Source organism: Levyella massiliensis (genome assembly GCF_000308275.2).
Classification (GTDB): Bacteria; Bacillota; Clostridia; order Tissierellales; family Peptoniphilaceae; genus Murdochiella; species Murdochiella massiliensis_A.
This window is the reverse complement of the sequence record NZ_HG529490.1, coordinates 984,241-1,006,413: the sequence shown is the minus strand read 5'-3', so window position 1 is coordinate 1,006,413 and position 22,173 is coordinate 984,241. Positions and strand designations below refer to the sequence as shown.

Genomic DNA, 22,173 nt, shown 5'->3' with positions numbered 1-22,173 from the left:
TGCAGTCAACCATAGGAAAGATGGAACAGATAAGGAACGATAATGACCAAACGCATTGTACTGACCGGTGGCGGTACTGCCGGCCATGTCGTGGTCAATCTGGCGCTTCTTCCTCGCCTCGAGGAAGAAGGGTGGGAAATCCACTACATCGGCTCGGAAACGGGCATTGAAAAAAGTTTGCTGGCGGATTATCCGCAGGTCACCTATCATGGCATCCCGACAGGCAAATTGCGTCGAGACCTTTCGCTCAAGAGCATCACGACAAACGTGCGCGACATGGGACATGTGATTTCCGGTGTGCACGAAGCGCGTAAGTTGATGAAGGATATCAAGCCGCACATCGTGTTTTCTAAAGGCGGTTTTGTTTCTGTCCCGGTGGTTCTGGCGGCCCATTCGTATCATGTGCCGGTTATCAGTCACGAATCAGACTTATCGCCGGGGCTGGCCAACAAAATTACCGCACCTTTTGTCAAACGCATACTCGTCACGTTTGAAAGCACTGCTGCTCAAGTGCCTGCGAAAAAAGCCTTCTACCTGGGGCCGGTCATTCGGCCGCAACTGAAAGGGGGATCCGTACGCGAAGGTCGCATTCGTTTCGGCATGCAGTCCAACAAGCCGATCCTGCTCGTTCTGGGCGGCTCACTGGGCGCCGAAGCCATCAATCGCCTCGTATGGGAAAATCTGGACGAACTTCTGAAGCGCTTTGAAATATTGCATGGCGTTGGTGCTAATAAGGGAGATTCCTCCATGGAACGGCCGGATTATCACCAAATCGATTACATCAAAGCCGGCATGAACGATGCCCTGGCGATGGCCGATGTGGTTGTTTCGCGCGCCGGTTCCAATGCCATTTTTGAATTCCTGTACTACCATAAACCCATGCTGCTCATTCCGTATTGGAAGGGGAGCCGTGGCGATCAGGTTGAAAATGCGCGCGAATTTGCCCGCGCCGGCTATGCCAAGGTATTGGATGAACGCAAAGCCACGCCCGCACAGTTTCTTCAAGCTGTCACTGATCTGATGAATCATCGTGAAGCCATTCAGCAGCGCCAACGTAAATTTGAATTTCGGGATGGGGTGGAAACCATCCTGTCCCTGTTGGAGGCGCATCGCTTGCCCTTTTAGCGATGTGCACGGTTGGAATGATCGTGACATTACGGATCCGTAACAAAGCCGACTGTATTCACAGTCGGCCTTTTTATCAGGAGGTACCATGCAAAACGAACCCATGCAAAAAAATAAGGCCCCCCGAGAGGGCGCATCGCATAGCAGTCCATCCATTTCTCTGGGAGAACTCTTTCTTACCTTTTTCAAGATTAACCTCTTCACCTTTGGCGGCGGCTACACCATTGTTCCCGTGATTCGCGACGAATTTGTCCAAAACAAACCGCTGATTGAAGAGGAAGAGATGCTGGATTTGACGGCACTTGCCCAATCCGGTCCCGGCCCCATGGCCATCAATACATCCATTCTCACCGGCTATCGCCTCCGTGGACCTTTGGGCGCCGTGGTATCCCTTATTGCCGCAACCCTGCCGTGCCTCATTGTGATTACCCTGCTCTTTTATATCTATCAATCTCTTCGCACGAACCCCTGGGTCAACGCAGCCTTTGCCGTCATGGGTGGCGGAATCTCTGCTGTTCTCATTCTTACAACCTGGAACATGGGCAAAGTGGCTCTTAAAAAGCATCCTGTCTTTGGTGCCGGGATTATGCTAGGCGCCTTCATTTCCGGCTTCTTTTTGCACTTAAACGCCGCTTTGATCATTTTGATTTGCGGTACCATTGGCCTGGCTATGTTCAGTCTTGTTGAAGAAACGAGGATACGATGAAACTTGCCCTTCTATATCTTACCTTTTTAAAAATCGGAGCCTTTGCCTTCGGCGGCGGTTACGCCGTCCTGCCGCTGATTGCCCAATATGTCGTGCAAGAGCAGGGATGGCTTACGACAAAAGGCCTGACGGATCTCGTTTCGCTTTCCCAGATGACCCCGGGTCCCATTGCCATTAACTCGGCGACCTTCATTGGTACGAAAGTGGCCGGCATTCCCGGCGCCATCATTGCCACCCTCGGCAATGTAACACCACAATTTATTTTGATGATGATTCTGGGTTATTTTCTGTTTTCTCGTCATCAGGAAATGCCGTGGCTTGACCGCATTTTGAAAGGCCTCAAACCGGCCATTGTGAGTTTGGTCGGCCTTGCGGCCCTGGATATGGTTACGGCCTCGCTTTTTACGGATGGTGTCTGGAGCCTGTCCTCTTTGAGCCTTGCCGGTGTCATCGGCTTTGCCATCGGCTTTGTTTTCTACGCCCGCAAACGCCTGGGCGTCATCGGAATTGTTATCGTCTCTGCTGCCTCCGGGCTGGTGCTGCATCTGGTGGGCGTGATATAAGAAGCGCCGCTTACGCTGTTACTACCGAAAGACTCTCCACCACTTCTTCCAGACGCATGGCGCGGGAGCCTTTCACCAGCACCAGCGAATTATGAGAGATAAGGTATTTTGCTTTATCCACCAGATCCGGTTTGGCGTCAAAATGGAAAAGATGAGAGGGATCAAAATTTTCCATGGCTCCCTCCATCATCGCTTTGGACAATTTGCCATAGAAGAGCACATCATCAAAGACGTTGGGATCAATCTTGCGACCGACGTCACGATGCAATTCCCATTCGTCAGGACCAAGCTCTAACATATCGCCAAGGATGGCGATTTTTTTATGGTAACCGTGCAGGAGGCCCGCAGTATGAAGCGCTTCCTCCAACGAAGACGGATTGGATTTATAGACATCGACGAGGATATCAAAACCTTCGAAATGCTCCAGCTCCGTACGCCATTTGGTCTGATCGGTAATGTGTAAACCCTTTTGAATGGTGGTATCATCCAAGCCATAAAGACGGCCGACGATGACCGCCACGGCGGCGTTATACATTTGGTAGGCGCCCAGAAGATCCACCGTAAAGGAGGCGCCATCTACGGAGAAGGACGTGCTTACCGGCGTTGTACGCTCCAGCACCAGAGTTACATCGGCACCGGGATCGGTACCGAAGGAAATGACACGTTGGGGAATCGAACGCTGCGCCACAGCGTTGCGCAGAATCTCGTTATCGTAGTTATAAAGGAAGATGCCGTCCGCATCCAATCCCTCCAGAATTTCCAGCTTAGCTTTGGCGATGTTTTCGCGTGTCCCGAGCTGCTCCAAATGTGCTTCGCCCACATTGGTAATGATCGCAATGTGCGGACGCACTAGGCGCGTCAGGTGCGAAATTTCACCCAAGCCGCTCATGCCCATTTCCACCACAGCCGCTTCGGAATCCTCATTAATCTGCAGAAGCGTACGTGGCACGCCGATGGCATTGTTCAAATTGCCCGTCGTTTTGATGGTGCGAAATTTCTGCTGCATCACCGAATGAATAATATCTTTCGTCGTCGTCTTACCGTTGGAGCCGGTGATGCCGATCATGTGCAGATCAAGCGATGCCCGATAATTCGCCGCTAAACGGGTAAATGCCTCTGTCGTATCGTCCACGGCAAGATAGGTCCGGCTGTCATCATGCGAAGGGATATGCGAAGCATCATGGAACGAAGCAATCGCTCCTTTGTCAAAAGCCGTATCAATGAAACGATGGCCGTCTAACCGTTCTCCGATGATGGGGACGTAGACATCTCCCTCGTTCAAAGTACGCGTATCAATGGAAACGGCGCGTACGATGCGACTTTCTTCAATGGCGGGATGCAGCTCCGCCTTAGCGTATTTAGCGATTTGTCCCAATGTCTGATGCTTCATGCTTCCTCCCAAGAAGTTTCCACCGTGGCCTGTGATGCCTCGGATTCCATCGCGTAGTTTATGATTTCATCCAAATAGGCGGAAAACGTCATGTCCGTCAACGCCGTCCACAGCTTCGGTGCCAAAGATGAAGGGGTCATGCCCGGAAAAGTATTGATTTCATTGATATAGAGCTTGTCGTTTTTGCCCAGAAAAAGATCCACGCGCGCAAAGCCTTCACAGCCCGCTGCTTCATAGGCGCGAAGCGCAATCGCTTGTACCGCCTTTGTTTGCTCCGGCGAAAGGGGATGGGGCACGTTTTCTTTTGTGGACGTGTCGTTATATTTGGCTTCGTAATCTAAAATTTCATGCGTGGAGGTGTAACTGCCGGGTAGCGATGCCTTGGGCATCGCATTGCCTAAGATGGAAACTTCCAACTCATGGCCCTGAATTTCTTCTTCAATCACAATGCGTCGATCAAAACGAAACGCTTCGCGAACGGCGGCTTCCAGCGATTCTTCCGTAGCACGATTCACCCCGACCGAAGAACCGTTGTTGGCCGGCTTCACAAAGCAGGGGAAACCGAAACGTGCGCGAATCGCATCGCAAAGAGGGCCTATGTTCTCCCCGTCAGCTTTCCATTCGGACAGATTGTAGACGAGATACTCTGCCTCCGGAATACCACAGGCTTGAAACACATCATTGGCAAAGCCCTTATCCATGCACAATGCACTGGAGGTGAGGCGATTGCCGACATAGCTCAAGCCCAATGTTTGCAGAAAGCCTTGGATTTCACCATCTTCACCTGTTTGCCCGTGTATCACAGGGAAGACGATCACTTTTTCGGATGCAGCGGTCAATTTTTCCGCATAGGCGCAAAATGCCCGCAGGGATTCCAAACGAGAAACCTGCGTTTCACGCATGAGATCTTCCGGTTTGTCGACATGCTCCAATGGCCCGATGGGTATAAAACGTCCGGATTTATCGATGTAACAAACTTCAACATGGTATTTTTGGCGGTCCAACGTATTGATCACCGATTTGGCGCTGCGTAGCGCAATTTCGTGCTCCGTGGATCGACCTCCACAGAGAATTAATATAGTCTTCAACGGCAACTCCTTTAATGTCCTGATTGTCTTATTATAATCTACTTGCTAAAACTTGCACAAAAGAAACGGGAAAACATGCCATTCTGCGGAAAAGCTTGGTTTTCACAACGCAATGAGGAATGCGGTACAATAAAGGATACGGATGAAGAAAGGAGGCGGGTGATGTCGCAAGATTTTAAGTCCTGGGTGCTATCGCAATTGCAAGATCCCAAGCTCAAAGAAAAAGCGGAACGTCGCATGAAAGATAGCGGCGCCCAAGAGGATCCCAAAATCACGGATGTCGCGCGCTTCGGGGCGCTGCGCCTTCCACCACAAGAAATTGCTGCGCCGGAAAACAAGAGAGAATCTCCTGCTTCGGTACAACGAGACACGCCGCGCTCCTTTTTGCAATTTGCGCATCCGCATCGTGAGGGATATTGGAAGGAACAGCTTAAACAGTCTACCTGGCGTTTTCGGGCGCGCGAGCACGAAACACAAATCATCACAGAAACGGACGCCCTGTTTGAAAAGACGGCCGATGAAGCCTATGCTCTGCGATTGCGTCGCGATGCGGCATTAACGGAAGAGACCGGCAATGTCGCAACCCGTGATCGACTGCCTAGCTATTTTTTAGAGCAAATCTATCGCGTGACCTATCAGGCAGTGGTACGTCACTATGATCCCGAGCGCAAGGGGACCACTGTGACCGACCCCTATTTTGTCTTTACGCTGGGTAGCGATGGGGTTCGTTCCCTTTCCACATTTTTGGGACAGGCTGTTGAAAAACTTCCACCGGCAACCCCCGAAACGCTGCAATATTTCGGGTATGACGAAAAAGGGAGGAAGATCCTCTGGTGGGATCCGCAAAGCGTATTGCGGGAAAAAATCAGCTATACCCCTAAACAGATTGCCCGACTGTGCGAGCCGATCTCTCATCCGACGCGCCTCTGGGAAATCCCGTCCCTGGTACAGCGCATTCTTGAACTGTATCATGCCATGCTGGACATTGTGGAGAAGCATGCCGAGGATGCCGAAATTCCCTGGAAAAACCGTAATATGCGCCGTTATCTGGCGCAGGCGGCGCGTGGCGAAAAACCGCGAAATCCCTTTCATTATGCTATTTTGCCAGCCTTTTTGCGCCTAGCGGAAGAGCGCGTTCGAAATGAAGTAGCCGAGATGCCGAAGCTCTCCACGTCCTCCGCATGGGAAGAAATGGAGAGACGGCTGCCGCTTGCTTTACGGGAAAAAGTGATCCGTGTATTGGAAACGCATCCTATTTCTCCGATAACCATCGATGATATCGAGGCACTGCCGAAAGCTTCCCGCTTAGCCAAACGCTTGCGCGTCAAGTGGCTGCATCAGCTTTCAAAAAGCAGCGGCCGTGCTTCTGTTTTGAATGCGATGGATGAGGATGAGGCGTGTATATTCTTACAACATGCGGAAGTCAAAAAAACAGAAAGCCCTTTGCAGCAAAAGATACGCATTCTTTTGCAGGAACGACGGCGATGGAAGCGTGCTGCACAGCCGCAAATGCCTAAAAAAGTGGAACGGCTTGTGGATGCCACCCATAAACAAGAGCTTGCCGCCTGGATGAAGACCCCGTTACAGACGGCAGACAGAATGTGGTACGAGGCACTAGAAGACCAAGTGAAAGCGTGGTCCGTGCCCAAGGTGCGGACGCTAAATCTGGATCGGCAGGCGATTCGCCATTCGAGACGAGCGTTGGCGGATACGGTGGCCTTAGTGGACCGCCTAGTAGAAAACGGCTCTGCTATTGTAGCTCACGCAGAGAATGCGTCGACGGCCATAGACGAAGAAATGAACGACAAAGAGAACACGACGGAGAAAGAGAAACCCACCGCGTCGGAAAGCATCGTGGAAGAGGCTGCCTTAGCCGATGCATCGCCGGAAGAGCGATTGGTCGATCGCGTGGCAGCTGCTTCGGAAGGCCTTACGATGGCAGAGGTGGAGCAAATCGCGCAAGAGGAGGGCAGAAGTGCTGCAGGGCTTATTGCTGCGGTCAACGATGCCTATTTTGATGAAATCGGAGCGCAACTCCTATTTGAAGAAGAGAAACGATTGTGGATGGACCCGGCGGATGCCGCTTGGTGGCAAGAAAAGAGGGATGAGCATGCAGGAAAATGAGAACAAACGTCCTTTGCGTCGTCGCGAAGCACAACAAATTTTACAGGCTTTGGAAGCTGGTGTTGTGCCAACAATGGGCATTCAGCACCTGCTTGTCGGTCGCCAAGCGGAGGTCGAGGAAGTTGCCGCTACGCTGGCACGCGTGGCGGAAGGTGACTCCGATTTTCGCGTTTGGGTCGGTGACTTCGGGTCCGGCAAGAGCTTTATGCTTCACACCATTGAACAGCTAGCGCTGCAGATAAATATGGCTGCCGCCACCGTGGACCTGACGCCCACACGTCGTTTCCACGCTTCGGATGGTAAAGGAGTTGCCCTCTATCAGGAAATCATGAAGCGTCTTCAAACGCGTGCTGCAGCACCGGGGGAGGCCTTGGGAGCGATGCTGGATCGTTGGTATGACAATGTCGTGCAAAAGAAAAAGGATCCGGCAGCCTTTGTGTATGACGGTTTCAATCGCTTTTCGAGCGGCGGCTTGCGCTTTGAATTGGCAGCGGTGGTGGCCGCCTATATGGAGGCAGCGGCCAAGGGCGATGCCTTGCAAAAAGCGCAGGCGCTGCGCTGGATGAACGGCCATATGCCGACCAAAACGGAAGCCAAACGATCGATTGGCGTAGGGGAAATCATTACGGATGACAACTGGACTGATGTCCTGTTCAACTGGAGTGAATTTTTCCGTATCCTGGGTTACAGCGGGCTTGTCGTGAATTTTGACGAATGCGTGAATCTGTATAAATTACCGCGCAGCATGACCCGTGAACAAAACTACGAGCGCATTTTGAATTTATACAATGAGACGAAGGGCGGCCGCGCGCCGGGGCTGTGGATCAATTTGGCGGCCACACGCAAAACCATCTTTGACGAACGGCGTGGCATGGCCAGTTACGGCGCCCTCAAGGGGCGTTTTGGCATTGCTCGCGAAGGCTTAAGCGATTTGGTGGATACGACGGCGACTGTGCAGCTCTTAAAACCGTTGACGCCGGAAGAAATCTATACGTTGCTGGAAAAAATCCAAACGGTGTTTACCACCCATTACGGCTTAGGAAAAGCTGCGTATTCGGAAGAACAGATTGCGCAGTACATGCAGGCACAGCTCAATCGTCCGGGCGCCGCGGAATTTCTAACGCCGCGAGCGGTGATTAAGGACTTTCTGCAACTCTTGCAGTTAGCGCGTCAGAATCCGGAGGTTTCGACCGAAGAACTGCTAACAAGGCGTTTCGGTACGCTCGGACGCGTGGAAAAGGATCCGGATAATTTGGACGACGCCGAAATATCCATTCTGTAATGCGGAGCGTTGAGTTGGAGAAATCCGTCGGCACCGCGAACAGGCAAAGCGTATTGTCGGAAGGAAGCAAGCATGGCTGATGCGTTTATGCGTCTTATCGCACCCATACGAAAATATATTTATGAGCAGGGATGGGAAGCTCTGCGCCCGATCCAGCATGCCGCCATCCGTGTCGCGACGGAAACAGACGATAACTTTATTCTGTCCGCGCCAACGGCAGCAGGAAAAACGGAAGCGGCATTTTTACCCGCCATTTCTTCTGTGCCTTCGTCAGACTGGCATAACGGGGTGCAAATTCTGATGATTTCTCCTCTGGTGGCCTTAATTAATGACCAGTTTCAGCGACTTTGGGGGCTCTGTCGTGCGCTGGATATCCCGGTGACGGCATGGCATGGCGAAGCCAAAACCTCCGCCAAGCGGAAGCTTGTAGCGCATCCGGAAGGTATTGTCCTTATCACGCCGGAATCCCTCGAAGCCATGCTGGACACGCATCCGGAACGCGTTTCTCGCTTATTTTCTTGCCTTTCGTGGGTTCTGGTGGATGAATGCCATAGTTTTCTATCGGGACAACGCGGCGTGCAATTGCGCTCCTTGTTGCAGCGATTGGAAAAGCGAAGCGAAGCACATCCGCGCTATGTGGGTATGAGCGCAACGGTGGTAGAAGAAAATTATGACGACCTGCGCTACTTTTTCCCGCACGGCCGCGACACGCGCATTGTCGTGGATCATGCGAAGCGCATTCCGATCACAAACCTGCATTTATGCTTACCCGCGCAGCAAGGAGACCGCCCGGAGGATCCTTCCGATACGGCAGCGCTCTACGATGCGCTGTTTGCTGTGCTGAAAAAGGAAAACTTGCTGATTTTCCCCAATTCGCGGCGGCGCGTGGAAGAAATTGCCCACGCGTTGCAGGAGCGCGTGAAGCACGAGAATCTCTTTATTCGCGTGATGGCCCATCATTCTTCCATGGAGAAAGGCCTGCGCCTTGAAGCGGAGGAGTGGGTAAAATCCGGCTTTTCACGCTTTGCCCTCTGTGCCACCTCGACGCTTGAACTGGGTATTGATATTGGAACGGTGGATGCGGTGTGCCAGGTAGATGCTCCTTTTTCGGCCACATCGCTTGCACAGCGATTGGGGCGCAGCGGGCGTGGGGAGATGACGGATCCGGAAACGGGCAAAAAAATAGCGGAACCGCCGCGGTTGCATCTTTTTGCGACGCGCGAGGATGCGTTTTGGCAGGCCGTTACGGCGTTGGAAATGGTAAAAACAGGGCAATTGGAACGCTTGGAGCCGTTAGCGGCACCCTATGATGTTTTTGCGCACCAGGTGTTGGCGCTGGCATTGGAAACAAGCGGCCTTCCGTTGTCGGACTATTACGCCCTTTCTGATTGGCCGGTGTTCTCGTTTCTGACTCGTCAAGACCAAGAGAAAATTCTGCACTATCTTTTGGAACAGGAGTACCTGGAGATGTCGGAAGAGGGCACGGAGATGTTTTTGGGCCTTGCCGGCGAACGGATTGCAACGCGCCATGATTTTTATGCGATGTTTCAAACGGAGCGCGATTTTACCGTGCTGTTTGGCAAGGAGCGCATCGGTACCCTGCCCTTAACCCCGGAGGTGGTGCCGGGCGCGCATATTCTCTTGTCCGCACGCGTGTGGTCAGTGGATTCTGTTGATGAAAAAGCACAGAAAATTTTCGTCAAGAGTGCAAAAAAGGGGAAGGCGCCACTTTTTGCAGGATCCTACGATGATGTGTCTGCACCCTTGCGCCGTTTGATGCCGGAGGTGCTCTACGCGCCGCCTGCACTCGTTGAAAAAGATGCCGTAGCGCGAGATGCTTTCAAGCGCCTGCGCACGGTTTATGCGCCCAAGCGCCACGTCCAATGGACAAAGGAAGGGGATGAGGCTGAACTCACGCTGTTTCTCGGCAGTCGCGCGGAGCGTACGCTTTTTCTATTGCTGCGTGCGCTTACGGAGAGCCCGTCCCCGCGCATTTTCTGGGACAGCCGACGCGGCAGACTTTTTGGCGAGCACTTGCGTGCGGCTATCTTGCGGTTGCGCTATCTGTATACCGAGGAGGGCGATGACGTTATCTCTCGCATTCGCGCTTACTTGGAGGAAGACGCAGCCATGCTTACGCGTTTGCTTGGCTCTGCAAAATACGCTATTCTGCTGTCAAAAGAATACAAAATTCGCTATATCTTAAAAAATCTGTGTTTAACGTCGCTAAAAGAAGTGATGGAGGAAATATGCAACTCATACTCGAAAATCTGAAAAAATCATTTGCTAAAAAAGAGGTGCTGCAAGATGTGACCGGCACCTTTGAACAGGGGACGGTCTATGCTTTACTCGGTCGAAATGGTGCCGGTAAGACAACCCTGTTTACGCTGATTGCGGGGGAGCGCAGCAAGGATGCCGGTTCGGTATGGATCGAACAGGATGGCCATAAGCGTCCGCTGGAAGCGGAGGATGTCTTTTTTATGGTTTCTGAGCCGACACTGCCGAATTTTTTAACCGGGCGCGAAATGCTGGCGTTCTTTGTCGAAGCGAATCGCGAGAAAATTCATAAGGATGTGAACTTGGATCAATATTTTGACCAAATTGATTTTGCTGTGGAAGATCGCGACCGTCTCTTGCAAAGCTACTCGACCGGTATGAAAAATAAAATTCAGATGCTGATGTTCATGATTTTGCGTCCGCCCGTGATTCTGATGGATGAGCCGCTGACATCATTGGATGTGGTGGTTCAGCACGAGATGAAGGAGCTCATTCGCTCCATTCGCGGCGAACACATCATTCTTTTTTCGACGCATATTCTGCAACTGGCGCGCGATCTGTGTGACAGCGTGGTATTACTCAAAAATGGTAAATTGCTCTCAGTGGACGAGGACCTGTCGAATCCCGATATCGAAGAGCAGGTCATTCGTCTGTTAACGGAAGAGGATGCCCAATGAATTTGAAAAGAACTTGGCAGGATTTCAAACTGATTTCCCTCATCAATTGGTATTCCTTCGTGAACGGCGTGGTGTATATGGTGCGTCGCATCCCGATCCTGGGCCGTGCATTAGGCGACTCCTATGCTTTACGTCCGTTTAAGAAGCTGAGCCGTCTGGTGACGCCGCTCGTGATTCTCGTCATGGATCTGGTCAAGGTGCTCCTATCGTCCTGCATTTGCGTGGTGCTCTCCTATTTAATGCTCACCATTTTGCAGGATAATATCGCTATTTTTGCGCCGCTTGCGGGGATGGATCCTTTTCGCCTCTGCATACGCACAGGGATTTTTCTGATTGTTTATCTGTTTTTCACCTGGGGCAGTTCACAAGTGGTCGATAATGGCAATACGCTTTACGAGTGGTTGCGCTATTTTCATTTGGACATTCATCGCAGCGTGATGGTAATGGCCCTGTTTCGTCCGGCCCAACATTTTGTTTCGCGCTGCATTGTCTGGAGCGTGCTATTTACTATGGTGTGGCCGGCGTGGAACGTTCTTGAAGTCATCGGCTGGAGCCTTGCCGTCTATCTCTTAGACCAGGCCTTTGCGCGCCACAATTATCAGAAGAAATTAAAAGAAAAAGAAAATAATACCGCAAGCCAGTGGGCAAGCGCATTTCTGCGCCTATTCGTCAATATTGCCATCATAGCGATATTTGCGTATTTTCATATGAATATTGGTCTTTTCGGCTGGCTATTGAGCCTGGCGCTCCTTGTGCCCGCTTGGCAATCCATGCGCTTTTTCCTGCAGCAAAAGGAATATTCGCGTCTGATCCAGGTCAGTACGGAAATGTACTATTCGATCGAAAGTCTGTCAGAGGTTTCGAAGGACAATTTGAAACTCAACGATTCCGATTTGCAGCAGACGAATGCCGGTATCTTTGCATCCCTCTTTCGCAAAAAATCCTCTGCGGAGAAGGAGGATCCTGCGCGCGGCGACGATGCTTCCGCATCGGGTGGGCAGAATGTGCCGGACGCTTATTTGTCCGAGGAGGTGCTCCATCATCAATCCGATAAGAAGGGCTACGCCTATTTGAACGATCTCTTTTTCAAGCGTCATGCGCGCCTGTTGGAACGCCCTATTCTTACGCGCACCATCATCGGTGCACTTCTCGGCTTTATTGCTACCTTTGCTTTTATCCTTTTAAACGATGCAAAAGTGATAACGGATTTGATTTATATCATTCCGCTTATGATGTATCTCTTATGCAGCAATGAAAACCTCACCAAAGCAATGTATATCAATTGCGATCAGAGCCTGCTTCACTACAGCTTTTATAAAGAACAGGAGGCCTTGCTTACGATGTTTAAGTGCCGTATGGCCAGCCTTTGGAAGCTCATGCAGCGTTCCACGCTGCTGGTGATTCTGTTTTTTGCCGTAAACGGCTTGCGTGTGCACATGTCGCCATGGCATCTCATGGCCACGCTTCTTCTGGTACTGACCTATGGCGCTTTCTTCACTATCTTTCCGCTCTTCATCTACTATGTCTTTCAACCCTATGACGAAGAAGGAAGCCATAGCTTCGCCCCAACGCTGTTAAACGGTCTAGTCTACGGCTTCTGCTTCTTCGGCGCCACACGCTTTTCCAACATTATGACCCCGATGCCCTTCGCCTTGGTCTCCATCGCCTTCTTCTTGATCTTCATTCCCGTCGCCTACTGGCTGGTCGTGCGCCTCGGTCCGAAAGCGATGCGGCATTAAATCAAAGCCAAGTGGGGTATTCTGCTTTTTCTATTGTTGCCCGCCATCGGCGGGCTTCTTTATTTACTTTTCGCAAAAAGCGCGAGTAGCACGCGCAGCAATACATAGTAGCAAATAACGGCAGCAACAAGCACGGGTACGATGGATACCTGTTGCAGGAGCGGAGCCAAGGATGCCAAAGTGCCGCCGGCGGCTTGCATTGCTAAGGGAGCGCGTTGTAAGGCAAGGGCACTGACGGTCATTGGAAAAGCGATGAGAGCCAAGTCCTCTTCATAGGGAGCGCGCAGGATGCGTGCCAGTAAAACGAGAGCAATGACCCAAGTCATCGCTGTACCAAGTGTCAGTACAGCCAAGATAGGCAACGCCAATGTGTTTGCGGAAGCTGTATACGCCAGAAAAAGAAGCGGCAGTGGCATTGCCTGGGTTACGAGCGCAGGCGAACGAAAACCGGGCGCCAAAGCGGCATTCCGGCGAGTTCCCCTTCGCAAAAACACGAGCAACAGGAGACTCAGCACCGCAAAGAAGAAGACGGTGACTAAAAATATCGGTTTACCGGTGGCTGCGGAGCCAATTTCATCGGCCGCCCAGGAAAAACTCGCCATGCCTACAAAGGGTACATAGAGCAAGGGACTGAAATTTTCTGCCTTATGCGCACGAAAGAGACGTACAACCGAGACGAGCAGCAGAACGCCTTGCAAAGCCAGACCGAGCAAGAGCATTTTTGCGGCGGCATCGCCGATGAAATAGTCTTTCGCGTAGGGCGCCAGAAATTCAACAGCCAGCGGAAAGTAGGCAAATATGGCAATGCCGAAGGGGCGTCCCATCGATTGTGCGATATGTTTCGTATCGGAGAAGGACTGGACGATGAAAGCAATGCCAAGCGCCATGGCAATGACGCCGCAGAGGGCGCGCAGCGCAGCCTGATAGGGCATCAGGGCGGTGCCTAATGCCGCAAAGGCTGCTACTAAGGAAAGAACGGACAGAGGGAGTCGCTTTTTCATCACGGCACCTTATTTCGTTACGATACGCAGATAGATTTTTTTGCCTTTTTTCACCGTAATGCCTTTTGCCAGGGCAGCGCGCGACAGCTCGAGGGCAATATCCGTGATTTTTTCATCGTCCACGGTGATACCACCCTGCTGTACAAGACGGCGAGCTTCGCCATTGGATTTAGTGAGACCGCTTTCGGTCAAGAGATTCAGGATACCGATGGTGTCACCGTCAAAAGAAATGGCTTTTTCCGGCATATTGGCGTGATCTTCGCCGGCACTGAACAGTGCCTTCGAAGCGGCCAGCGCCTGATCCGCTTTTTCTTTGCCGTGGATAATACGGGTGACTTCATAAGCTAAGCGCTCCTTGCCTTCGTTGATGCGGGCATCTTGATAACTGCCGAGTTCAACGCACTCCTCCTTCGGCAAGAAGGTCAGCTGTAACAGGAACTTGGTCACATCGCGATCATCCACATTACGCATGTATTGAAACAGATCGTAAGGAGAAGTTTTGTTCTCATCCAGCCAAACGGCACCCTTCATGGATTTGCCCATTTTGACGCCATCTGCGGTGGTTAACAGCTTGAAGGTCATGCCATACACATCGACATTCTCCGCTTTTCGCACCAGATCGACGCCACCGATGATATTCGCCCACTGATCCGACCCGCCGAATTCCAAGCGGCATTCCAGACGGCGATAGAGCTCGAGAAAGTCATAGCTTTGCAGAAGCATGTAGGCGAATTCGAAGAAGGTAAGACCACCTGCGGCCAGACGATTTTTATAAGCGTCCTTTTTAATCATTTCCCCGACGTTGAAGTGGACTCCCACATCACGCATGAAATTTAAAAAGTTCAGATCCAGCAGCCAGTCTTTGTTGTTCATCAGAATCGCATTTTCATCATTAAAGTCGATGAAGCGGCAGAGCTGCTTGTAGAAGCAGTCTGCATTGTGGTTGATTCTTTCATTGGTCATGACCGTGCGCATATCGCTACGACCCGAAGGATCACCGATCATCGTGGTGCCGCCGCCCAACAGAGCAATGGGCACATGACCGTAGGCTTGCATGCGCATCAAAACCATAATCTGAATGAAGTGACCGATTGTCAGCGAATCTGCTGTCGCATCAAAGCCGATATAAAATTTGACAGGACCTTTGCCTAACAAGTCACGCAGGGCGGCCTCATCCGTTGCGTTATCAAAATAGCCGCGATCCTTCAATTCATCCAATACATTGTCATACTCTTTTTTGTATTCGATCATCGTTGTCTCCTTATCATTGTTTTCTGCTTTCGACAGGTAGGCCTATGCCGACTTTCGAAAGGGGAACTGCTTCTATCATACGAGAAGCCGTCCGCTTTGTCATGCTTTCCATCGAAACGGCTTCTGCCATGGCAGGGAAAAATCGTCAGAGCGCCTTTTCGGCAGTGTTCTTTTTCGTAACAGCTTTACCGGCGCTCCAAATGCCATAGAGAGCAATGAGCGTACCGACGAGACTGATGGCGACGGTGACCATTAGAGCTGTAGCAGCATTCGTATAGTTTAACAGGAAGCCGCCGCTCGTGGAACCGATGGCGCCACCGAGCGCCATAATGATGGTCACGACGTTTTGCCCCTTGACAAGATCCTGCACCTCGACCACATCAGCGGAAAAATAGCTGATGCCACCGGTGAGGAAGGGGAAGGTGGCAAACTGGAAAAACTGTGAAACATAGACCAGCCCGACATCCGCTGCCTGACTCAGTATAAAAGCTTTGACCGTAAAGAAACAGGCAGCAATGGCCATAAGGGCACGATCGGAGAGCATGCGTCGAAAACGTCCGTAAAGCATGAGAGAAGTGGTTTCCATAACGATGGCACAACTTACGGCCACACCTACTTGGCCGGACGAACCGCCGACATTTTCCACTAAGAGCGCCAAAAAATTATTGATGATCATATGCCCGGCAAATAGCAGGGTGAAGCCAATCAAAAGAGGCACAAAGAAGGGGTATTTGCGATAAAAATGCTTGGTCGGTTGGCTGGTTGGCTCCACGCGCGCATCGCGAAGGGTATTTACGCCCGCCGGAACGGGCGGTACCAGAAAAATACAAAGCATAAAGAGAAGCATGCCGCAAAACAGGACTAGTGGCACATCAGTGATCGGACGGCTTTCAAAATAGAAGCCTGCAGCCAGAGAGGTCAGGCCATAGCTTGCCGAGCCGATGCCACGGATCACGCTGAAAGAAATCGGATAGCCGGCCTGTTCAAATGCGACGGAGACGGAATTGATAGGACCTTGGATGGCTTGTGAAATAAGCACAAATACAAAAAATGCGACAGGAATGATAAAGCCGGTCGCCTGAAAAAAGACGACGGGAATCATGAAGACAAGCGCCAACAGAGCGTGTCCGAAAATTACCATCCGTAGGGAAATCACTTTCGAGGCGTCAGCCAGTTGTCCGGTCACCAGCTGCAACAAAGCACCGCAGAGATTTCCCAAACCGAAGATGATGCCGGTATCCAGCGTGGAAAATCCGACCGATTGCAGATAGAGCACCGTAAATACGGTCAGCACACAAAAGCTGATAAAAAAGCTGAATTGCAACAGTGCATTTCGAAAGAACAAAGATCGTCGCCCCATAAGCCCCCCTTTTTCGCCCGATATGGGGAGGTATCGAAAAAGGAAAACCACCCCTATTTTGATCGCTTCATTATAACACGAATGCCAAAAGGTGCCCCTCGGCTGCAGCACGGACTATGCTATAATAATTCCATCGATTTGGGACGAAAGGAGCCACTATGTGTCAACACCATGAGAACGGCAAGAAACCGTTCTATATTACTGCACCCATTTATTATCCCAGTGCGAACCTGCACTTGGGCAATACGTATACTTCTATCATTGCCGATGCGGTCAAACGCTATAAGCAAGAACAGGGCTATGATGCCTATTACGTGACCGGTTCGGATGAACACGGCGAAAAGCTGGCCCGCATTGCGGCAAAGAATAACGTGGAACCGTTGGACTACATTGATCCCATTGTAGAGTCCATTCGAGAGCTGTGGAAAACCTTGGATGTGGAGCCGGATACCTTCGTGCGCTCCTCCTCGGAGCAGCATGAAAAAGATGTTCAGAAGCTCTTTCAGCGCCTTTATGACAAGGGTGCGATTTATAAAGGCAACTACTCCGGTTATTACTGCACACCGTGCGAGGAATTCTGGACAGAAGCACAGCTTGTTGACGGCAAATGCCCGAACTGCGGTCGTCCGGTCGAACATCGTGAAGAGGAAAGCTACTTCTTCCGTCTTTCGGAGTATCAGGATCGCTTGCTGCAGTACTACAAAGATCATCCGGAATTTATGCAACCCGCCAATCGCCAAAAGGAAATGATCGGCTCCTTCTTTAAGGACGGATTGGAAGATCTGTCGGTAACGCGTAAACGTCTGAAATGGGGCGTGCCTGTGCCGTTTGACACGGAGCATGTGATCTATGTCTGGATTGACGCGTTGATTTGCTATTTGACCGGCATCGGTTTTGGCGATGACCCCGAAAAATTTGACAAATATTGGCCGGCTTCGGTGCACTTTGTCGGACGCGATATTATGCGTTTCCATTCCATCATCTGGCCCGCCGTTTTAATGGCGCTGGATATGCCGCTGCCAAAGACCATCTTCGGCCACGGTTGGATCCTCTTTGATGATGATAAAATGTCCAAATCAAAGGGCAATGTCATCTATCCGGAACCGCTCATCGCGCTTTACGGACGCGATGCGTTGAAGTATTTTGTCCTGCGCGAATTCAATTTCGGTGCAGACGGCAATTTCTCAACGCGCAAATTCCTGACGCGCCTGAATGCTGATTTGGCAAACGACCTTGGCAATCTCTTATCCCGTAGTGTAGCAATGGTGGAAAAATATAACGACGGCATAGTGCCGGCGCCGACGGCTCCTGCTGATCCGGATGATGCCCTTACACAATTGCAGCAGCAAACCCCGAAGGCGTTGGAAGCGGCCATGGAGCAGTACGATTTCCAAAACGGACTGGAAGCCATATGGACGCTCATCCGTCGCACCAATAAATACATTGATGAAACGGAACCGTGGGCGCTGGCTAAGGATCCGACAAAGAAAGAGCGCTTGAACACGGTACTCTATCGTTTGCTGGACAGCCTGACCACCATTGCGTCCCTGCTAGTCCCGTTCATGCCGGAAACCGCACCGAAAATGTTTGAGCAATTGGGATTTGCCGGCAAGGGCTTCCTGCAGGCGGGCGAAGTGAATCAGATTCCCGCCGGTACGAAGGTATCCAAGGGAGAAGCCCTCTTCCCACGCCTCAAGATCGACGACGAGGTGCAGAAAATTTATGACGCGAACAATGCGCTGATGGCGAAACGTCTGGGAATCAGCATTGAGGAACTGGTAGCGCGTCAGCAGGAGAAACAGCAAGAAATGGAAAAAGCGGATATGAAAAAGAACCAGGAGAAAGAGAATCCGAAGGTGGAGAAGAGCGATGCCGCATCGACGGCGCTTATTGCCTTTGAAGATTTTGAGAAGGTGAAGATTCGCGTGGGAGAAATCATTGCCTGCGAATACCATCCCAATGCAGATTCGCTCTTAGTAGAAACTGTCGATTTTGGTGATGAAGTGCGCACGATCGTTTCAGGGATTCGTGAGTGGTGGAAACCCGAGGATCTCATCGGCAAGAAGCTGGCTTTTGTGGTCAACCTGAAGCCGCGTAAAATTCGCGGTATCGAAAGCAACGGCATGATTTTAACCGCAGAGGGCAAAGATATGGTTGCGCCGCTTTCGCCGATTGCCGACGTGGAAAAGGGAACGTATCTCGCATGAAATGGCTCATTGACGCGCATTGCCATTTAGACGACGACGCTTATGACGACACGCGTGAAGAGATCATCTCTCGCCTGGTGTCTGAAGGAGTAGCGGCTGTCATCGATCCGGGTTGCGATGCGAAAAGCTCGGAGAAGGCGGTGGCACTGGCCAAAACGCATGAACGCCTCTATGCCTGCGTGGGCACCCACCCGCATGAAGCCTCAGGCTATACCGATGCCTGGGAAGCGCGGATGCGTGTCTTGGCGAAGGAGGAGAAGGTGGTTGCCATTGGTGAAATCGGCTTGGATTATCACTATGATCTTTCTCCGCGAAAAACGCAGTGGGCCGTCTTTGAACGACAGCTGGAATTAGCGCGATCGCTTCAAATGCCGGTTGTCATTCACAGTCGCGAAGCGGCGGCAGATAATTCGGCCATTTTGAAAAATTTCGGTTCTTCCATACGCGCATTGCTGCACTCCTATAATGAAACGTGGGAGACCTGGGAAGAATTGGCTGAATTCGGCTATTTTATCTCTCTGGGTGGCATGGTAACGTTTAAAAACGCCGCCATGGCCAAGGAATTGGCGCGCCGTGTGCCTTGCGAGCGCCTGCTCTTGGAGACGGACGGCCCCTATCTGGCACCGGTGCCGCATCGCGGGCGCACCAATATGCCTTGGTATGCGCACGATACCCTTGCCTATATGGCATCGCTACGTGGCGATGACGAAGAAGCACTCCGTCGACAGGTTTTCCAAAACACCTTGGACTTTTTCAACCTGCCGGCAACCTTAAAAGAAATGCCCGACGCAGAAGGAGGCACGCATGTCTGACGCGCAGCGTCCCTCAAAAAAAGAGACAGCGGCATCGCAACCGAATTATAGCGATGCCGCCTTTTCGCGTACGCCGCTTCCCGGTGATAGCATGATGATTCACGAAGTGATCGTCGTCGAAGGAAAGGACGATATTGCCGCCGTGAAGGCGGCCGTGCAAGCCGAATGCATCATGACCCATGGCAATGGCTTAAATCCGACCATTGCAGCGGATATTCAGGAAGCCGCCGCGCGTTGCGGCATCATTATTCTGACTGACCCGGATTATGCGGGGAAACGCATTCGCCGTCTTGTCACCGATCTTGTGCCCGATGCCAAACAGGCGTATCTTCCGCGTAATGAGGCGCTGCGTGGCGATGATATCGGTGTGGAGAATGCTGCACCGGAGGCCATTCGTCGGGCACTCGCCAAGGCGCGTCCGACCCTTAGGGAACGATGCGAGACTTTTTCCAAGCAGGATCTGTTGGCGCACGGCTTGGATGCGGCCGAAGGGGCGAAGGATAGACGCATCGCCCTCACATCTTTATTGGGTTTAAGCTATGGCAATGCGAAACAGCTGTTGTCACGGCTAAACGCCTTCGGCATTGCGCGGGAAGAATTTGAAACGGCCATGCAACAGGTTCACGCCGAGCGTGGAGAGGAGGAAGTATGAGCGAACGTTTATACTCGCCAGCGGTCATTCGTGCCGTGATGGAACGTCATCACCTGCGCTTCACGAAGGCCTTGGGTCAAAACTTTCTCATCGATGGGAATCTGGTGCATAAAATTATTGAGACAGCGGAGGTACAGCCGGGGGACGTGGTGCTCGAAGTGGGTCCCGGCATCGGGACACTGACCCAGGCATTGCTGGAAGCGGGAGCCATCGTCTTGTCGGTCGAACTGGACCGCACATTTTTTCCGGTGTTGCGCGCCACATTCGGACAAAACGAGCGCTTTCATCTGCTCGAGGGCGATGCATTGAAACTTGACTTAGGCGACGCTTTATCGCACATTGCGCCCGTTGGCACGCCTGTTAAGGTCGTGGCCAATGTGCCGTATTATATTACGACACCGCTGCTTCGCCGCTTTCTGGACGATACCCTGCCTGTTGATACCGTCACGGTCTTAGTGCAAAAAGAGGTGGCAGAGCGCATGACGGCAACCCCCGGCAATAAAGTCTATGGGGCGCTGACGCTTATGATCGCACTCTACGGTCAGGCGCAAGCCGCTTTCATCGTGCCGCGTACGGCATTTTTACCGCCGCCCAAGGTGGATTCGGCGGTGGTGCATATCAAAAAGCAATGGCCCGATAACGTCAGCCCGGAGGCGTGCGCGGCTATCAATTTGTTGGTACGCGATGCTTTTTTGCAGCGACGCAAAATGGTGGTAAAAGCGCTTTCGAAATCGACCGGTGCCTCTTTGCAAGCGCTGCGCGATGCGCTGATTGCTCGCGGCCTTCCCGCCACAGCACGCGCTGAAAATCTCTCCATCACGGATTTTATTGCTATTTATAAAGAATTTGGGTATAAGAAACAGGAAGACAGCGGAGCCGACAGGCCCCGAGAATCTTAATAGTCTCTAAGGAGGACACGATGGCAGATGTAACCATTTATACTTCGCCGAGCTGCGTCCATTGCAAGGCAGCGAAGACTTTTATGCAGGAAAATGGCATTGATTATACCGAAAAGGATGTGATGGCAGACACTGAGGCACGCAAGTGGATGTTAGATCGCGGCTATCGCGGCGTTCCGGTTATTGTTGTGGATGGTGAAGAAATCATCGGCTTCGATCAGAAGAAGCTCAGCGAATTGTTGAAGAAGTAAGAGAAGGCGGCCTTATGGCCGCCTTTTTTACTAAAAAAAGACGATTAATGGGGCAGGAAGGAAAAGCATGATCAAAATTCAGTACGAGGAAGATAAGAATCGGGCAGCAGCCTATGATGGAGAAACCGAAATCGGAGAATCCACCTATTCTCCATCGGAAGACATGTGGATCATAGACCATACGCTGGTAGATGCGACGTATGGCGGTAAGGGAATAGCGGGAAAGCTAGTTGCTAAACTTGTGGAAAAGGCTCGCGAAAAGGATATAAAAAATTCTTCCCCTGTGCACCTTCGCGAAAAGAGAGTTCGAAAAAAACTCAGCCTATAGAGATATCTTAAAGAAACAATAAAAAAGCGGCCAAGGGGCTTCATATCTGCCCATTGGCCGCTTTTTATTTGCCGTTTATCATTAGCATTCGTTCAGCTTTTCGACCAGCATATCGGGATCAATGCCATGCACCCAGGCGGCCTGTTCCACGGTTTCCATCAGAGAACTCGGGCAACCGATGCAGCCCATGCCGATCAATAGCAATGTCTGAATCGTGCGCGGCTTACGCTGGATCACTTCGGAGAGCATCATCTCTTTCGTGATGATCACTTCCTCTTTTTTTCCAGCGGATGGTTCCACATTCGCCTTCTCTACGGATGTATTGTCCTGTACCGGCTTCTGCTCCGGTTCTTTGGTGTCTTGTAACGATTGAAACAGATTCATAGTGCCTCCTTATTGCGCTCTGTATCACAACACAGCGGACTGTGTTCGGCTTGTCCT

General features: G+C 51.5%; 20 protein-coding genes. 14 read left to right on the top strand and 6 right to left on the bottom strand.

Annotation, left to right across the window (positions count from 1 at the left end; genetic code table 11):
- Window positions 1–42 precede the first annotated feature (42 nt).
- The 3 genes from BN98_RS04655 (at window position 43) to BN98_RS04645 (ending at window position 2,394) form a co-directional block, all read left to right on the top strand.
- Window positions 43–1,125, top strand: coding sequence for an undecaprenyldiphospho-muramoylpentapeptide beta-N-acetylglucosaminyltransferase (locus BN98_RS04655; protein ID WP_019189492.1), 1,083 nt, complete (start codon window positions 43–45; stop codon window positions 1,123–1,125).
- 88 nt (window positions 1,126–1,213) lie between these two features.
- Window positions 1,214–1,831, top strand: a complete 618-nt coding sequence (locus BN98_RS04650; protein ID WP_019189493.1) for a chromate transporter — start codon at window positions 1,214–1,216, stop codon at window positions 1,829–1,831.
- Window positions 1,828–2,394 carry a chromate transporter gene (locus BN98_RS04645; protein ID WP_019189494.1) on the top strand — a complete coding sequence of 189 codons (567 nt, stop codon included), beginning with the start codon at window positions 1,828–1,830 and terminating at the stop codon, window positions 2,392–2,394. The genes BN98_RS04650 and BN98_RS04645 overlap by 4 nt, the downstream gene beginning before the upstream one ends.
- Before the next feature lie 10 nt (window positions 2,395–2,404).
- On the opposite strand, the gene BN98_RS04640 is transcribed toward BN98_RS04645, so the two are convergent.
- A complete protein-coding gene (locus tag BN98_RS04640) occupies window positions 2,405–3,784 on the bottom strand; it encodes a UDP-N-acetylmuramoyl-tripeptide--D-alanyl-D-alanine ligase (protein ID WP_019189495.1) in 1,380 nt (459 codons plus the stop codon).
- Window positions 3,781–4,872 carry a D-alanine--D-alanine ligase family protein gene (locus BN98_RS04635; RefSeq protein WP_019189496.1) on the bottom strand — a complete coding sequence of 364 codons (1,092 nt, stop codon included), beginning with the start codon at window positions 4,870–4,872 and terminating at the stop codon, window positions 3,781–3,783. Before BN98_RS04635 ends, BN98_RS04640 begins: the two co-directional genes overlap by 4 nt.
- A 162-nt stretch (window positions 4,873–5,034) precedes the next feature.
- Between BN98_RS04635 and BN98_RS04630 the strand changes: the two genes are divergently transcribed.
- The 5 genes from BN98_RS04630 to BN98_RS04610 all read left to right on the top strand — a co-directional run bounded on the left by BN98_RS04630 (window position 5,035) and on the right by BN98_RS04610 (window position 12,971).
- A complete protein-coding gene (locus tag BN98_RS04630; protein ID WP_019189497.1) occupies window positions 5,035–6,996 on the top strand; it encodes a tellurite resistance TerB C-terminal domain-containing protein in 1,962 nt (653 codons plus the stop codon).
- Window positions 6,983–8,278: a BREX system ATP-binding domain-containing protein gene (locus BN98_RS04625; RefSeq protein WP_052332299.1), complete on the top strand. Its 1,296-nt coding sequence runs from the start codon at window positions 6,983–6,985 to the stop codon at window positions 8,276–8,278. Before BN98_RS04630 ends, BN98_RS04625 begins: the two co-directional genes overlap by 14 nt.
- Before the next feature lie 72 nt (window positions 8,279–8,350).
- Window positions 8,351–10,552 (top strand): DEAD/DEAH box helicase, encoded by a 2,202-nt coding sequence (locus BN98_RS07915; protein WP_019189499.1) that lies wholly within the window; start codon window positions 8,351–8,353, stop codon window positions 10,550–10,552.
- Window positions 10,528–11,232, top strand: coding sequence for an ABC transporter ATP-binding protein (locus tag BN98_RS04615; RefSeq protein WP_019189500.1), 705 nt, complete (start codon window positions 10,528–10,530; stop codon window positions 11,230–11,232). The genes BN98_RS07915 and BN98_RS04615 overlap by 25 nt, the downstream gene beginning before the upstream one ends.
- Window positions 11,229–12,971, top strand: coding sequence for a hypothetical protein (locus BN98_RS04610; protein ID WP_019189501.1), 1,743 nt, complete (start codon window positions 11,229–11,231; stop codon window positions 12,969–12,971). Before BN98_RS04615 ends, BN98_RS04610 begins: the two co-directional genes overlap by 4 nt.
- A gap of 59 nt (window positions 12,972–13,030) precedes the next feature.
- Here BN98_RS04610 and BN98_RS04605 read toward each other — a convergent pair whose 3' ends face one another.
- The 3 genes from BN98_RS04605 to BN98_RS04595 all read right to left on the bottom strand — a co-directional run bounded on the left by BN98_RS04605 (window position 13,031) and on the right by BN98_RS04595 (window position 16,583).
- On the bottom strand, window positions 13,031–13,972 hold the full coding sequence (locus BN98_RS04605; RefSeq protein ID WP_019189502.1) for a TDT family transporter: 942 nt from the start codon (window positions 13,970–13,972) through the stop codon (window positions 13,031–13,033).
- Between the two features lie 9 nt (window positions 13,973–13,981).
- Complete coding sequence (tyrS, locus tag BN98_RS04600) at window positions 13,982–15,223, bottom strand: tyrosine--tRNA ligase (RefSeq protein WP_019189503.1); 1,242 nt, start codon at window positions 15,221–15,223, stop codon at window positions 13,982–13,984.
- A 145-nt stretch (window positions 15,224–15,368) separates the two neighbouring features.
- Window positions 15,369–16,583: an MFS transporter gene (locus BN98_RS04595; protein WP_019189504.1), complete on the bottom strand. Its 1,215-nt coding sequence runs from the start codon at window positions 16,581–16,583 to the stop codon at window positions 15,369–15,371.
- Between the two features lie 158 nt (window positions 16,584–16,741).
- Here BN98_RS04595 and metG point away from each other — a divergent pair, with 158 nt between their 5' ends.
- The 6 genes from metG (at window position 16,742) to BN98_RS04565 (ending at window position 21,732) form a co-directional block, all read left to right on the top strand.
- Window positions 16,742–18,790: a methionine--tRNA ligase gene (gene metG, locus BN98_RS04590; RefSeq protein ID WP_019189505.1), complete on the top strand. Its 2,049-nt coding sequence runs from the start codon at window positions 16,742–16,744 to the stop codon at window positions 18,788–18,790.
- Window positions 18,787–19,602, top strand: coding sequence for a TatD family hydrolase (locus BN98_RS04585; RefSeq protein WP_019189506.1), 816 nt, complete (start codon window positions 18,787–18,789; stop codon window positions 19,600–19,602). Before metG ends, BN98_RS04585 begins: the two co-directional genes overlap by 4 nt.
- A complete protein-coding gene (gene rnmV / locus BN98_RS04580) occupies window positions 19,595–20,254 on the top strand; it encodes a ribonuclease M5 (RefSeq protein ID WP_019189507.1) in 660 nt (219 codons plus the stop codon). The genes BN98_RS04585 and rnmV overlap by 8 nt, the downstream gene beginning before the upstream one ends.
- Complete coding sequence (rsmA, locus tag BN98_RS04575) at window positions 20,251–21,153, top strand: 16S rRNA (adenine(1518)-N(6)/adenine(1519)-N(6))-dimethyltransferase RsmA (protein WP_019189508.1); 903 nt, start codon at window positions 20,251–20,253, stop codon at window positions 21,151–21,153. Before rnmV ends, rsmA begins: the two co-directional genes overlap by 4 nt.
- A gap of 20 nt (window positions 21,154–21,173) precedes the next feature.
- Entirely contained in the window at window positions 21,174–21,404 is a 231-nt protein-coding gene (locus BN98_RS04570; RefSeq protein WP_019189509.1) for a glutaredoxin family protein, read from the top strand.
- A gap of 67 nt (window positions 21,405–21,471) precedes the next feature.
- Window positions 21,472–21,732: a GNAT family N-acetyltransferase gene (locus tag BN98_RS04565; RefSeq protein WP_242826675.1), complete on the top strand. Its 261-nt coding sequence runs from the start codon at window positions 21,472–21,474 to the stop codon at window positions 21,730–21,732.
- Between the two features lie 81 nt (window positions 21,733–21,813).
- Here BN98_RS04565 and BN98_RS08695 read toward each other — a convergent pair whose 3' ends face one another.
- Window positions 21,814–22,116 (bottom strand): DUF1858 domain-containing protein, encoded by a 303-nt coding sequence (locus BN98_RS08695; protein WP_084765295.1) that lies wholly within the window; start codon window positions 22,114–22,116, stop codon window positions 21,814–21,816.
- Window positions 22,117–22,173: the final 57 nt, after the last annotated feature.